This is a genomic window from Pseudomonas sp. AC112, from assembly GCF_979253545.1.
In genome coordinates this window covers 1,651,017-1,664,088 of sequence record NZ_CEEDCM010000001.1, presented here as the reverse complement: position 1 = coordinate 1,664,088, position 13,072 = coordinate 1,651,017, and the positions used below count along the sequence as shown (strand labels likewise).

At 61.8% G+C, this 13,072-nt stretch carries 10 protein-coding genes; all 10 read left to right on the top strand.

Going from position 1 to position 13,072, the window contains the following annotated elements; genetic code table 11:
• Window positions 1-15: 15 nt before the first annotated feature.
• The 10 genes from AC0IYN_RS07875 to AC0IYN_RS07830 all read left to right on the top strand — a co-directional run bounded on the left by AC0IYN_RS07875 (window position 16) and on the right by AC0IYN_RS07830 (window position 13,030).
• Window positions 16-1,437: an N-acetylmuramoyl-L-alanine amidase gene (locus AC0IYN_RS07875; RefSeq protein ID WP_406598230.1), complete on the top strand. Its 1,422-nt coding sequence runs from the start codon at window positions 16-18 to the stop codon at window positions 1,435-1,437.
• On the top strand, window positions 1,437-3,353 hold the full coding sequence (gene mutL / locus AC0IYN_RS07870; RefSeq protein WP_471840977.1) for a DNA mismatch repair endonuclease MutL: 1,917 nt from the start codon (window positions 1,437-1,439) through the stop codon (window positions 3,351-3,353). Before AC0IYN_RS07875 ends, mutL begins: the two co-directional genes overlap by 1 nt.
• A complete protein-coding gene (gene miaA / locus AC0IYN_RS07865) occupies window positions 3,353-4,324 on the top strand; it encodes a tRNA (adenosine(37)-N6)-dimethylallyltransferase MiaA (RefSeq protein ID WP_457239612.1) in 972 nt (323 codons plus the stop codon). The genes mutL and miaA overlap by 1 nt, the downstream gene beginning before the upstream one ends.
• 94 nt (window positions 4,325-4,418) lie before the next feature.
• A complete protein-coding gene (hfq, locus tag AC0IYN_RS07860) occupies window positions 4,419-4,679 on the top strand; it encodes an RNA chaperone Hfq (RefSeq protein ID WP_028615514.1) in 261 nt (86 codons plus the stop codon).
• Between the two features lie 12 nt (window positions 4,680-4,691).
• The gene (gene hflX / locus AC0IYN_RS07855) at window positions 4,692-5,993 is read left to right on the top strand and encodes a ribosome rescue GTPase HflX (RefSeq protein ID WP_016976905.1); all 1,302 of its coding nucleotides are present in this window, start codon (window positions 4,692-4,694) and stop codon (window positions 5,991-5,993) included.
• A 96-nt stretch (window positions 5,994-6,089) separates the two neighbouring features.
• Entirely contained in the window at window positions 6,090-7,265 is a 1,176-nt protein-coding gene (gene hflK, locus AC0IYN_RS07850) for an FtsH protease activity modulator HflK (RefSeq protein WP_028615515.1), read from the top strand.
• Window positions 7,265-8,131, top strand: coding sequence for a protease modulator HflC (gene hflC, locus AC0IYN_RS07845; protein WP_078046603.1), 867 nt, complete (start codon window positions 7,265-7,267; stop codon window positions 8,129-8,131). The genes hflK and hflC overlap by 1 nt, the downstream gene beginning before the upstream one ends.
• 292 nt (window positions 8,132-8,423) lie before the next feature.
• Complete coding sequence (locus AC0IYN_RS07840) at window positions 8,424-9,611, top strand: ATP phosphoribosyltransferase regulatory subunit (protein ID WP_406598227.1); 1,188 nt, start codon at window positions 8,424-8,426, stop codon at window positions 9,609-9,611.
• A gap of 54 nt (window positions 9,612-9,665) precedes the next feature.
• On the top strand, window positions 9,666-10,955 hold the full coding sequence (locus tag AC0IYN_RS07835; protein WP_003217505.1) for an adenylosuccinate synthase: 1,290 nt from the start codon (window positions 9,666-9,668) through the stop codon (window positions 10,953-10,955).
• A gap of 140 nt (window positions 10,956-11,095) precedes the next feature.
• A complete protein-coding gene (locus tag AC0IYN_RS07830) occupies window positions 11,096-13,030 on the top strand; it encodes a methyl-accepting chemotaxis protein (protein ID WP_406598226.1) in 1,935 nt (644 codons plus the stop codon).
• The last annotated feature ends 42 nt before the right edge of the window (window positions 13,031-13,072 follow it).

Sequence of the window (13,072 nt, the reverse complement as noted above, 5' to 3'; positions counted from 1 at the left end):
TTGGTGGGGTTAGGTATGCGCTTTCGCGCGTTGGTTGCTGTCGTGGGGGTGTTGCTTGCGGCAATGACTGTCAATGCTCTGGCTGCTTCTCAGGTGAAGAGTGTTCGCCTGTGGCGAGCGCCGGATAACACGCGACTGGTGTTCGACCTGTCTGGCCCGGTCCAGCACAGCGTCTTTACCCTCACGTCGCCTGATCGCCTGGTGATCGACATCAACGGCGCGACCCTGGCCGCGCCGTTGAAAGTCTCCACCGCCAATACCCCGATTACCGCGATGCGCTCGGCCCAGCGCACGCCCACCGACTTGCGCGTGGTGATCGACCTGAAAAAAGTCGTGACCCCGAAAAGCTTCTCCCTGGCGCCCAACGCCCAGTACGGCAACCGGCTGGTGGTCGACCTGTTCGACAACGCCGCCGATGCCGCGCCGCCGCCCGCGCCAACCCCGAGCGTGGCCACGGTGCCAGCGGTGCCGGTCAACCCGTCGCAACCGCAGGTCAAGCTGCCACCGCCGCCACCGGCCCCGGCCGGCAAGCGTGACATCATCGTTGTGATTGACGCCGGCCATGGTGGTGAAGACCCTGGCGCTTCCGGCTCGCGCGGCCAGCACGAAAAAGACGTGGTACTCGCCATCGCCCGTGAGCTGCAGCGCCAGGTCAATGGCATGAAAGGCTATCGCGCCGAGCTGACCCGTACCGGCGACTACTTCATTCCGTTGCGCGGCCGGACCGAGATCGCCCGTAAGAAGGGCGCGGACCTGTTCGTGTCGATCCACGCCGACGCCGCACCGTCGGCCGCAGCCTTTGGTGCCTCGGTGTTTGCCCTGTCGGATCGCGGTGCTACCTCCGAGACTGCGCGTTGGCTGGCTGACAGTGAAAACCGCTCCGACTTGATCGGCGGGGCCGGCAACGTGTCCCTTGATGACAAGGACAAAATGCTCGCCGGCGTGCTGCTCGATCTGTCGATGACCGCTTCGCTGACGTCCAGCTTGAACGTGGGCCAGAAGGTGCTGAGCAACATCGGCCGGGTCACCTCGCTGCACAAGCAGCGTGTGGAGCAGGCCGGGTTCATGGTGCTGAAATCGCCGGATATCCCATCGATCCTGGTGGAAACCGGGTTTATCTCCAATTCCAACGAAGCCTCCAAGCTGGCCAGTGCCAGTCACCAGCAGGCGCTGGCGCGTTCGATCAGCGCCGGTATCCGCCAGTTCTTCCAGCAGAACCCGCCGCCGGGCACCTACATCGCCTGGCTGCGTGATTCGGGGAAAATCGCCCAGGGCCCGCGTGACCATCGCGTGCAGCCAGGCGATACCCTGGCCATGCTGGCGGTGCGTTTCCAGGTGTCCGCTGCTACCTTGCGCAGCGCGAACAACCTGAAGACGGATGAACTGAAGGTCGGCCAGGTGCTGACCATCCCTGGCACTGAATTGGCGGCGCAGTAATGAGTGAATCACTCCTGAACAGCGGATCACGCATTGAACTGCTGAGCCCGCGCCTCGCCAACCAGATTGCGGCAGGCGAGGTGGTCGAGCGCCCCGCATCGGTGATCAAGGAACTGCTGGAAAACAGCATCGACTCCGGCGCCAAACGCATCGACGTCGATGTGGAGCAGGGCGGCGTCAAGCTGTTGCGCGTGCGCGACGATGGCAGCGGCATTTCCGCCGATGACCTGCCGCTGGCTCTGGCACGTCACGCCACCAGCAAGATTCGCGACCTGGAAGACCTTGAGCGGGTGATGAGCCTGGGCTTTCGCGGTGAGGCCCTGGCGTCCATCAGCTCTGTGGCGCGCCTGACCCTGACGTCCCGCACCCGCAGCGCCGAGCAGGCCTGGCAAGTGGAAACCGAAGGCCGCGACATGGCGCCTCGGGTCCAGCCGGCGGCGCACCCTGTCGGGACGTCGGTGGAAGTGCGCGACCTGTTCTTCAACACCCCGGCGCGGCGCAAATTCCTCAAGGCCGAAAAGACCGAATTCGATCACCTTCAAGAAGTCATCAAGCGCCTGGCGTTGGCCCGCTTCGACGTGGCCTTCCACCTGCGCCACAACGGCAAGACGATTCTCAGCCTGCATGAAGCCAATGATGACGCCGCGCGAGCGCGCCGGGTGTCGGCGATTTGCGGCGCGGGCTTTTTAGAGCAAGCGTTACCCATTGAAATCGAACGCAACGGCTTGCGACTGTGGGGCTGGGTCGGGTTGCCGACGTTCTCCCGCAGCCAGGCGGACTTGCAGTACTTCTTTGTGAATGGCCGCGCGGTGCGCGACAAATTGGTGGCCCACGCGGTGCGCCAGGCGTATCGCGACGTGCTGTTCAACGGGCGCCACCCGACGTTTGTGCTGTTTTTCGAGGTCGACCCGTCGGTGGTGGACGTCAACGTTCACCCGACCAAACATGAAGTGCGCTTCCGCGACGGGCGCATGGTGCATGACTTCCTCTATGGCACCTTGCACCGCACTCTGGGCGATGTGCGCCCGGATGATCAGTTGTCAGCGCCGATTGTCACGGCGGTGGTTCGGCCCAGCGGCCCGGAAGCCGGCGAGTTCGGCCCCCAGGGCGAAATGAGCCTGGCGGCCAACCTGCTGCAATCGCCGCAGCCGCAACCGTCGTATACCGCGCCAGGTTCTGGCTCCGGCTCGGGTTACCAGTACCAATACACCCCGCGCCCACAGTCGGTGGTGCCAGTGGCCGAGGCCCAGGCGGCCTATCGCGAGTTTTTTGCGCCGCTGCCGGGGGCTGAGCCGGGGGCGCCTGTCGCCTTGCCGGAGGGCGGTGGAGATATTCCGCCGTTGGGTTACGCGCTGGCGCAGCTCAAGGGTATCTACATCCTGGCGGAAAACGCCCACGGCCTGGTGCTGGTGGACATGCACGCCGCCCACGAGCGGATCATGTACGAGCGCCTCAAGATCGCCATGGCCAGCGAAGGCCTCAGCGGCCAGCCGCTGCTGGTGCCGGAGTCCCTGGCGGTCAGCCAGCGTGAGGCCGATTGTGCTGAAGAGCACCACAGTGTGTTCCAGAAGCTCGGCTTTGAATTGCAGCGCCTGGGCCCGGAAACACTTGCCATCCGCCAGATTCCCGCGCTGCTCAAACAGGCCGAGGCCAACCGGTTGGTAGCCGACGTGCTGGCGGATTTGATGGAATACGGCACCAGTGACCGTATCCAGGCGCACATCAACGAACTGCTCGGCACCATGGCCTGCCACGGCGCCATTCGCGCCAATCGACGCCTGGCCTTGCCGGAAATGAACGGCTTGCTGCGCGACATGGAAAACACCGAGCGCAGCGGGCAATGCAACCATGGCCGACCGACCTGGACCCAGATGGGCCTGGACGATCTGGACAAACTCTTCCTGCGCGGCCGTTGATGAGTGCCTTGCCCCCCGCGATCTTCCTGATGGGCCCCACGGCCGCCGGCAAGACCGACCTGGCCATCGAGCTGACCAAGGTGCTGCCGTGCGAGCTGATCAGTGTCGACTCTGCCCTGGTTTACCGGGACATGGACATCGGCACCGCCAAGCCCTCCAAGGCATTGCTGGCCCAGTATCCGCACCGTCTGATCGACATCATCGACCCGGCGCAGACCTACTCGGCGGCGGATTTCCGCAACGACGCCCTGGCCGCCATGGCCGACATCACCGCGCGGGGCAATATTCCGCTGCTGGTGGGCGGCACAATGCTCTATTACAAGGCTTTGCAGGAAGGCCTGGCGGATATGCCGCCGGCCGACGCCCAGGTGCGCGCCGAGCTTGAGGAAGAGGCTGCACGCCTTGGCTGGCAAGCCCTGCACGACCAGTTGGCAGCCATCGACCCGGTATCCGCCGCGCGTATTCACCCAAATGACCCCCAGCGCCTTTCGCGTGCGTTGGAAGTCTGGCGTGTAAGCGGGCAGACCATGACTGAACATCGGCTGAAACAAAGTGCGCAAAGTGCTGACGCAGGCGCATCTGGCGCGTCACAATTGCCCTATACTGTGGCGAATCTGGCCATCGCTCCGGCAAATCGCCAGGTGCTGCATGAACGAATTGCACAAAGATTCACAATTATGTTGGAACAGGGGTTTGTGGACGAGGTCGTAGCTCTGCGTTCCAGAGGTGACCTGCATCCAGGGTTACCTTCGATACGTGCCGTAGGCTACCGCCAAGTCTGGGATCATCTGGATGGCAAGCTGACGTCAGCCGAAATGCAGGAGCGCGGCATCATTGCCACGCGCCAATTGGCGAAACGCCAGTTCACCTGGTTGCGCAGCTGGAGCGATTTGCACTGGCTGGACAGCCTGGACAGCGACAATCTGTCACGCGCCTTGAAATACTTGGGAACGGTCTCCATATTGAGCTGAGTCCTTGCAATTGCCGTCTATCCTTGGGGGTGTGACGGCCATAAGCTATCTATTTTCCGATTTTTTATTATTGATCCTTAAAGGAGTGCGGCACATGTCAAAAGGGCATTCGCTACAAGACCCTTACTTGAATACTTTACGTAAAGAGAAAGTGGGGGTTTCCATCTACCTGGTCAACGGTATCAAGCTGCAAGGCACGATCGAGTCGTTCGACCAGTTCGTGATCCTGCTGAAAAACACCGTCAGCCAGATGGTCTACAAGCACGCTATCTCGACAGTCGTCCCTGTTCGTCCAATCCGTCTGCCTAGCGCAGCAGGTGATGATGCAGTTGACGCTGAGCCAGGTAACGCCTGATAGGAGTCTCCTTTGTTCTTTGAGCGCCACGGTGGTGGTGAGCGAGTAATCCTCGTTCACTTGGATGGACAGGACCCTGAGGCGCGCGAAGATCCGCAGGAGTTTCAGGAGTTGGCAAATTCGGCCGGCGCCGAGACCGTTGCGTTTTTTAACGTACCGCGTCATCGGCCAACCGCCAAATTCCTGATAGGCAGCGGCAAGGTCGAGGAGTTGCGCGACCTGGTCCACGCCGAAGAAGCCGATCTGGTGATCTTCAATCACGTCCTCACGCCCAGTCAGGAACGTAACCTCGAACGTGTCTTCGAGTGTCGCGTGATCGACCGTACCGGTCTGATTCTCGATATTTTTGCCCAGCGCGCCCGTACCCATGAAGGCAAGCTCCAGGTTGAACTGGCCCAGCTTGACCACATGAGCACCCGGCTGGTCCGCGGCTGGACTCACCTTGAGCGCCAGGGGGGCGGTATCGGCATGCGTGGCCCGGGTGAAACCCAGCTCGAAACCGACCGACGCCTGCTGCGGGTGCGCCTGCGCCAGATCAAGGGTCGCCTCGAGAAAGTACGCAGCCAGCGCGAGCAATCGCGGCGCGGACGTACTCGCGCGGATATCCCTACCGTGTCCCTGGTGGGCTATACCAACGCCGGCAAATCCACGCTCTTCAACAACGTGACGAAATCGGACGTGTACGCGGCCGACCAACTGTTCGCCACCCTCGACCCGACCCTGCGCCGTCTGGACCTGGATGATCTGGGGCCGATTGTCCTGGCCGATACCGTGGGTTTCATTCGTCACTTGCCGCACAAGCTGGTCGAGGCATTTCGGTCTACGCTCGAAGAGTCGAGCAATTCCGACCTGCTGTTGCACGTGATCGATGCGGCCGAACCGGATCGCATGTTGCAGATTGAACAGGTAATGCTGGTGCTGGGCGAGATTGGTGCCCAGGACTTGCCGATCCTCGAGGTCTATAACAAACTCGATTTGCTTGAAGGCGTTGAGCCACAAATCCAGCGCGATGAGAACGGCAAGCCCCAGCGGGTCTGGCTGTCAGCGCGTGATGGCAGTGGCCTTGAGTTGCTTGAGCAAGCCATTGCCGAGCTGCTCGGCGGCGATTTGTTCGTCGGCACCTTGCGCTTGCCCCAGCGTTTTGCTCGACTGCGTGCACAGTTTTTCGAGTTGGGCGCGGTACAGAAAGAAGAACACGACGAAGAAGGTGTCAGCTTGCTGGCCGTTCGATTGCCGCGCTCGGAGCTGAATCGGCTGGTCAGTCGTGAAGGCGTGGTACCGACAGAGTTCATCGAACAACACACTTTGCAATAAAAGCCTCCTAAAGCGGTTGTGCCGCAGTGGCAGGCATTCTGTAGCATTGGTCGGCGCGCCGTGGGTGCGTCTTTGCTTTATCAGATGGAGAGCGCTATGGCTTGGAATGAGCCGGGTGGCAACTCGAATAATCAGGATCCTTGGGGTGGTAAACGCCGCAATAATGGCGACCGCAAGGGGCCACCAGATCTCGACGAGGCCTTCCGAAAGCTGCAGGAAAGCCTGAATGGGTTGTTCGGTGGTGGAAAAAAACGGGGTGGTGACGACGGCGGTCGCACAAGCAAGGGCGGCGGCTATGGCCTGCTGGGCCTGGGTCTTGTCGTGCTGGCGGCCGTCTGGCTGTACAGCGCCGTGTACGTGGTGGACGAGCAGGAGCAGGCCGTAGTGCTGCGCTTCGGCAAGTACTACGAGACTGTCGGTCCTGGCCTGAACATCTATTTCCCGCCGATCGACAAGAAGTACATGGAAAACGTCACGCGTGAGCGTGCCTACACCAAGCAGGGCCAGATGCTGACCGAAGACGAGAACATCGTCGAAGTGCCGCTGACCGTGCAGTACAAGATCAGCAACCTGCAGGACTTCGTGCTGAACGTTGATCAGCCGGAAATCAGCCTGCAACACGCTACCGAAAGTGCCCTGCGCCATGTCGTTGGTTCTACCGCGATGGACCAGGTGCTGACCGAAGGTCGTGAATTGATGGCCAGTGAGATCAAGGAGCGCCTGCAACGGTTCCTCGATACCTATCGCACCGGTATTACCGTCACCCAGGTGAACGTACAGAGCGCAGCGGCACCGCGCGAAGTGCAGGAAGCCTTCGATGACGTGATCCGTGCCCGTGAAGACGAGCAGCGTTCGCGCAACCAGGCTGAAACCTACGCCAACGGCGTCGTGCCGGAAGCCCGTGGTCAGGCCCAGCGCATCCTCGAGGATGCCAACGGTTACCGCGACGAAGTGGTCTCCCGCGCCAAGGGTGAGGCGGATCGTTTCACCAAGCTGGTCGCCGAGTACCGCAAGGCGCCGGAAGTCACGCGTGAGCGTCTGTACCTGGACACCATGCAGGAAGTCTTCAGCAACACCAGCAAGGTTCTCGTGACCGGCAGCAAAGGTGGGCAGAACAACCTGCTGTACCTGCCGCTGGACAAGATGATCGAAGGTGGTCGTAGCAGCACCAGCGCACCGTCCACCGGTTCCAATGCCGCTGCCAACGAAGCGAGCGCCCGTGCGGCCGCTGACTTGCTGCAACAGCAAACACGTACCAGGGAGAGTCGTTGATGAGCAATAAATCGCTGACCGCCCTGATTGTGGGCGTCGTCGTGGTCATCGCTGCCTGGAACTGCTTCTACATCGTGGCTCAGACCGAGCGTGCGGTGCTGCTGCAATTCGGTCGCGTGGTCCAGGCGGATGTCCAGCCGGGCCTGCATGTGAAAGTTCCCTACGTCAACCAGGTGCGCAAGTTCGATGCCCGCCTGATGACCCTGGATGCTCCGACACAGCGCTTCCTGACCCTGGAAAAGAAAGCCGTGATGGTTGACGCCTACGCCAAGTGGCGCGTCAAGGATGCCGAGCGCTTCTACACCGCGACCTCTGGCCTCAAGCAGATTGCTGACGAGCGCTTGTCGCGTCGCCTGGAATCGGGCCTGCGTGACCAATTTGGTAAGCGCACCCTGCACGAGGTGGTTTCCGGTGAGCGTGACGCGCTGATGGCTGACATCACGCGTTCGCTGAACTCGATGGCGGAAAAAGAACTGGGTATCGAGGTTGTCGATGTCCGGGTCAAGGCCATCGACCTGCCGAAGGAAGTGAACCGCAGCGTGTTCGAGCGTATGAGCACCGAGCGTGAGCGTGAAGCCCGTGAGCACCGCGCCAAGGGTAACGAGCTGGCTGAAGGTATCCGTGCGGATGCCGACCGTCAGCGCCGTGTACTGCTGGCCGAAGCCTATCGCGAGTCTGAAGAGGCCCGTGGTGATGGCGATGCTCAAGCTGCGGCGATCTACGCCAAGGCCTACGGCCAGGACCAGGAGTTCTACGCGTTCTACCGTAGCCTGCGTGCCTACCGTGAAAGCTTCGCGAACAAAACCGACGTCATGGTGCTGGACCCAAGCAGCGACTTCTTCCGCTACCTGGAAAAGTCCAAGTAACCCCTGTGATTCTGTAGGTGTCATCTCCGTCGGGCGGCTAAAACGCCTGGCGGGGTGATCCTTTCGGAAAACGGGTGTATGATGCGGCAGCCGGGAAATTCCCGGCTTTTTTGCGTCTGCATGTTTGATTCGGCAGGCGTGACAGGTTTTTCGAGGAAAGTGCCCGACGAGGCCGTTTGCAGGCCGTTCGTCACGTCGCTCTTGCGCGTGGTTTATGCAGGGGGCGGGTATTTTCTGCTTCACTCAAGGCTCGGCCGAGGGCTGGCCGCCCGGATCATAGGGGAATGGCGTAATGGCAACGGTAGACCGCTGGCTGCTGCCAGATGGCATCGAAGAAGTACTGCCACCAGAAGCTGCGCGCATTGAAGTAGCGCGTCGCCAGGTGTTGGATCTGTTCCAGAGCTGGGGTTACGAATTTGTCGTGACCCCCCATATCGAGTACCTGGAATCCCTGCTGACCGGCGCGGGCCAGGACCTGGATCTGCGCACCTTCAAGGTCATCGACCCGCAATCGGGCCGGCAAATGGGTTTCCGTGCCGACATCACGCCGCAAGTGGCGCGCATCGATGCGCACACCCTGCGCCGCGAAGGTCCGAGCCGCCTGTGCTACGCCGGCAGTGTGCTGCATGCACAGCCGCGTGCCTTGTCGTCGTCCCGTAGCCCGATTCAGTTGGGCGCCGAATTGTACGGCGACGCCAGCCCGAGCAGCGACGTCGAAGTGATCAGCTTGATGCTGGCCATGCTGCAACTGGCTGACGTGCCGGATGTCCACATGGACTTGGGTCACGTCGGTATCTACCGTGGCCTGGCCCGTGCGGCCGGTTTGTCTGGTGAAGTCGAACAACAGCTGTTCGACGCCCTGCAACGCAAGGCGATCGATGAAGTCATCGCCTTGACCGCTGGCGTGCCTGCCGATCTGGCCGACATGCTGCGTGCACTGGTGAACCTGTGTGGCGGCCGTGAAGTGCTGGGCGCTGCCCGTGAGCGCCTGGCCAATGCGCCGGCACCGGTCTTGGCTGCACTGGACGACGTGCTGGCGATTGCCGAGCAGTTGTCGGCGCGCTTCCCGGAGCTGCCGCTGTACTTTGACCTGGGTGAGTTGCGCGGCTACCACTACCACACCGGTGTGGTGTTCGCGGTATTTGTACCGGGTGTTGGCCAGGCCATCGCCCAAGGCGGTCGTTATGACGATATCGGCGCTGACTTCGGTCGTGCGCGTCCGGCCACCGGCTTTTCCACCGATTTGAAAACCCTGGTGACCCTGGGGCGTGCTGAGGTCGAGCTACCGTCTGGTGGCATTTGGATGCCCGACAGTACGGACGCAGCACTCTGGCAGCAGGTTTGCCAGTTGCGCAGTGAGGGTCAGCGTGTTGTCCAGGCCTTGCCTGGCCAGCCATTGGCCGCCGCCCGTGAAGCGGACTGCGACCAGCAATTGATTCTGCAGAACGGGCTTTGGCAAGTATCGCCACTGGCTTCTTGAGTTTTCCTGCCGGCCATCGCCGGCACCAAGTTTGCGCGAATGAGGACAAGTGTTATGGGTAAGAATGTCGTAGTCCTGGGCACCCAATGGGGTGATGAGGGCAAAGGCAAGATCGTTGATCTGCTGACCGAACATGCTGCCGCCGTAGTGCGCTACCAAGGTGGCCACAACGCTGGCCACACCCTGGTCATCGATGGCGAAAAAACCGTCTTGCACCTGATCCCGTCGGGTGTACTGCGCGAAGGCGTGCAGTGCCTGATCGGCAACGGTGTGGTAGTTGCGCCGGATGCCCTGCTGCGCGAGATCACCAAGTTGGAAGAGAAAGGCGTACCGGTGCGCGAGCGCCTGCGTATCAGCCCGTCCTGCCCGCTGATCCTGTCCTTCCACGTTGCGCTGGACCAGGCCCGTGAAAAGGCCCGTGGCGAGCTGAAGATCGGTACCACCGGTCGCGGCATCGGCCCGGCCTACGAAGACAAGGTCGCACGTCGTGGCCTGCGTGTGGGCGACCTGCTCAACATGCCGCGCTTTGAAGACAAGCTGCGTGAACTGGTGGATTACCACAACTTCATGCTGGTGGGTTACTACAAAGAGCCCGCTATCGAGTTCGAAAAGACCCTGGCCGAGTGCAAGGAATACGCCGAGCTGCTCAAGCCACTGATGCTGGACGTGACCGCCGAGCTGCACGACCTGCGTCGTGCTGGCAAAGACATCATGTTCGAAGGCGCCCAAGGCTCGCTGCTGGACATCGACCACGGCACCTACCCGTACGTGACCAGCTCCAACACCACCGCTGGTGGCGTTGCGACCGGTTCGGGCGTGGGCCCGATGTTCCTGGACTACATCCTGGGCATCACCAAGGCTTACACCACCCGCGTAGGTTCGGGCCCGTTCCCGACTGAGCTGTTCGACGACGTCGGCGCTCACCTGGCCAAGCAAGGTCACGAATTCGGCGCGACCACCGGCCGTGCTCGTCGTTGTGGCTGGTTCGACGCCGTTATCCTGCGTCGCGCTATCGACGTGAACAGCATCTCGGGCATCTGCCTGACCAAGCTGGACGTACTCGACGGCCTGGAAACCATCAACATCTGCATCGGCTACAAAGACGCAGAAGGTAAGGATGTTGCCCCGACTGACGCTGACAGCTACGTAGGCCTGCAGCCTGTGTACGAAGAAGTGCCGGGCTGGACCGAATCGACCGTGGGCGCCAAGACCCTGGAAGAGCTGCCAGCTAACGCCCGTGCCTACATCAAGCGAGTTGAAGAGCTGATCGGTGCGCCGATCGACATTATTTCGACAGGCCCGGACCGCAACGAAACCATCGTTCTGCGTCACCCGTTCGCTTAATAAGCTGTTGATGTAAAAAGCAAAGGGCTCCTTCGGGAGCCCTTTGTCGTTTCTGTCGCCTGGGCGGCACGACCCTTGCTTTGCTTCTCTCTTTCGCGGTGCTATCAAATTAATGGCACCCGTGGTGGAGGGATTCCCAGATGTCTGCCGTTCTCTCATTGTTACAAAGCCGTCTGTTGCGGCCGGTGTTCGTTACCCTAGGTATCGCTCTTTTGGTGCAAGTGCTGGTGGCGGTTGCCCTCACACGTAGCACAGTCACGGCGCTGGAAGCCGATTTAGGCAATCGCCTGAGTGTCGACAGCCAGAAACTGTCTGGCGAACTGGCGCAGGCGGGCAAGGAAGTCACGTCTAGCCTGGAGAGCCTGTCTACCAGCACGCGTCAGCGTCTGACGGCAGGGCTTTCGACCCGCCTGCAAGAAGAGCAGAAGCAACTGCGTGCGACCCTGGAAAAAGACCTGCAGGACTCCGCCAATGATATGGCGCAGCTGCTGGCCTCGGTGGCGCCCCGTGCCATGTGGGACAGCGACGTGCCGACGCTGTCGGAGTTCGCCCGGCGTGCCCAGCGCAATCCCAACGTGTTGTTCGTGGTCTATGACGACGCCGCGGGCGAGCATCTGACCCGCTACCTGAACCGGGAAAACCCGATCAACCAGGCATTGCTGGCAAAAGGCGCGGGTGAGCGTGCGCTGGATAAAGTACTCGACGCGGCCAAGAGCGACCCTTCTGTTTACTACGTCGAAGCGTCCATCAGCCCCAATGGGGTCGAGATCGGCAAGGTGCGCATGGGGGTTTCGACTGCGTCGGTTGAGGCTGACCTGCAGGCGCTCGACAAGCGCTTCGCGGCGCTGATCGCCAGCGGTGATCAGTTGGTCGGCGATAGCCTAAAAGGTGCTGCGGCCGACAGTGCTGCCGCCATGGGCGCCCGCCTGCAATCCGCGCAGGCGACGGCCACCCAGATGACGGCCAACACCACCAGCGCCGTCCAGGACGCTGCTGGCACCTTACGCTGGCGCATCGGCATGGGGCTCGCGCTGGTCGGCTTGGGCGTATTGCTGTTGATCGCCATCGTACTGGGCCGTCGTGTGGTCAACCGTCTGAAGTTGCTGATCGCAGCCATGGACGACCTGGCGGCAGGCGAGGGCGACCTCACCAAGCGCGTGCAGATCAGCAGCAAGGACGAAATTGGCGACATGGCCTCGGCGGTCAATCGCTTTGTGGATAAGTTGCAGCCGATCGTGCGTGAGGCGGGGGATGTGGCCCAGCGCACCGGCGTGGAAATCGGTGCCATGACCTTGCGCAATGCCGGTGCTGACGCAGCGGCCGGCTTGCAACGCGATGAAGTGGCCGAAAGCCTGCGCGCACTCTCGCAAATGGCCGACGAGGCGCAGGCCGAAAGCCATGCGATGCAGGCGGCGTTGCAGCAGGTGGTGGACATCCGCCAGGCCACGGATGAGAACTCGCGCACTTCAGCTGAAGTCGGCAGCCTGATCGAAGCGTTGGCAGGCCAGGTGCAGGCCGGTTCCCAAGTGATCGAACGCCTGGCCCAGCAAAGTGAGCAGATCGAGGTGGTGTTGACCGTCATTCATGGCATCGCCGAGCAAACCAACCTGCTGGCACTCAATGCGGCAATCGAAGCGGCCCGTGCCGGCGAAACCGGGCGCGGCTTTGCCGTGGTGGCGGACGAAGTGCGGGCGCTGGCGAGCAAGACCCAAAGCTCCACCGGTGATATCCAAGCGCACATCGTGGCGTTGCAGCAAGGCGCGCGCGAAGCAGTGGAAACCATCGGCAAGGCTGGGCGCCAGGCTAACGAAGGTTTGCTGGTGCTACGCGACAGCGTGCGCTTGCAGCAGACTGTGCAGGCTTCGGTTGAGCAAGTGCATGCGGCGATTGGCTTGGCCACACGTGCGGCTGAGCATCAGGCCCAGGGCGCCCACGCGGTGCGTGGTCGCGTTGAAGTGATCCATGCTCAGGCTGAGCGTGCTGCGCAGGCGGTGGTGGAGACGACGGCCAGTGGCAAGGTGCTGGATGGGTTGGCGGCGCAATTGAAGGCAAGCCTGGGGCAGTTTCGGGCCTAGCGTCACCTGTTCCGGCGTCATCGCGGCTAGCCCGGCTCCCAC

Coding starts and splice junctions, on each gene's coding strand:
- hfq (WP_028615514.1), top strand. CDS start 4,419: ATGTCAAAAGGGCATTCGCTACAAGACCCTTACTTGAATACTTTACGT.
- miaA (WP_457239612.1), top strand. CDS start 3,353: ATGAGTGCCTTGCCCCCCGCGATCTTCCTGATGGGCCCCACGGCCGCC.
- AC0IYN_RS07840 (WP_406598227.1), top strand. CDS start 8,424: ATGGCAACGGTAGACCGCTGGCTGCTGCCAGATGGCATCGAAGAAGTA.
- hflC (WP_078046603.1), top strand. CDS start 7,265: ATGAGCAATAAATCGCTGACCGCCCTGATTGTGGGCGTCGTCGTGGTC.
- AC0IYN_RS07875 (WP_406598230.1), top strand. CDS start 16: ATGCGCTTTCGCGCGTTGGTTGCTGTCGTGGGGGTGTTGCTTGCGGCA.
- AC0IYN_RS07830 (WP_406598226.1), top strand. CDS start 11,096: ATGTCTGCCGTTCTCTCATTGTTACAAAGCCGTCTGTTGCGGCCGGTG.
- hflK (WP_028615515.1), top strand. CDS start 6,090: ATGGCTTGGAATGAGCCGGGTGGCAACTCGAATAATCAGGATCCTTGG.
- mutL (WP_471840977.1), top strand. CDS start 1,437: ATGAGTGAATCACTCCTGAACAGCGGATCACGCATTGAACTGCTGAGC.
- AC0IYN_RS07835 (WP_003217505.1), top strand. CDS start 9,666: ATGGGTAAGAATGTCGTAGTCCTGGGCACCCAATGGGGTGATGAGGGC.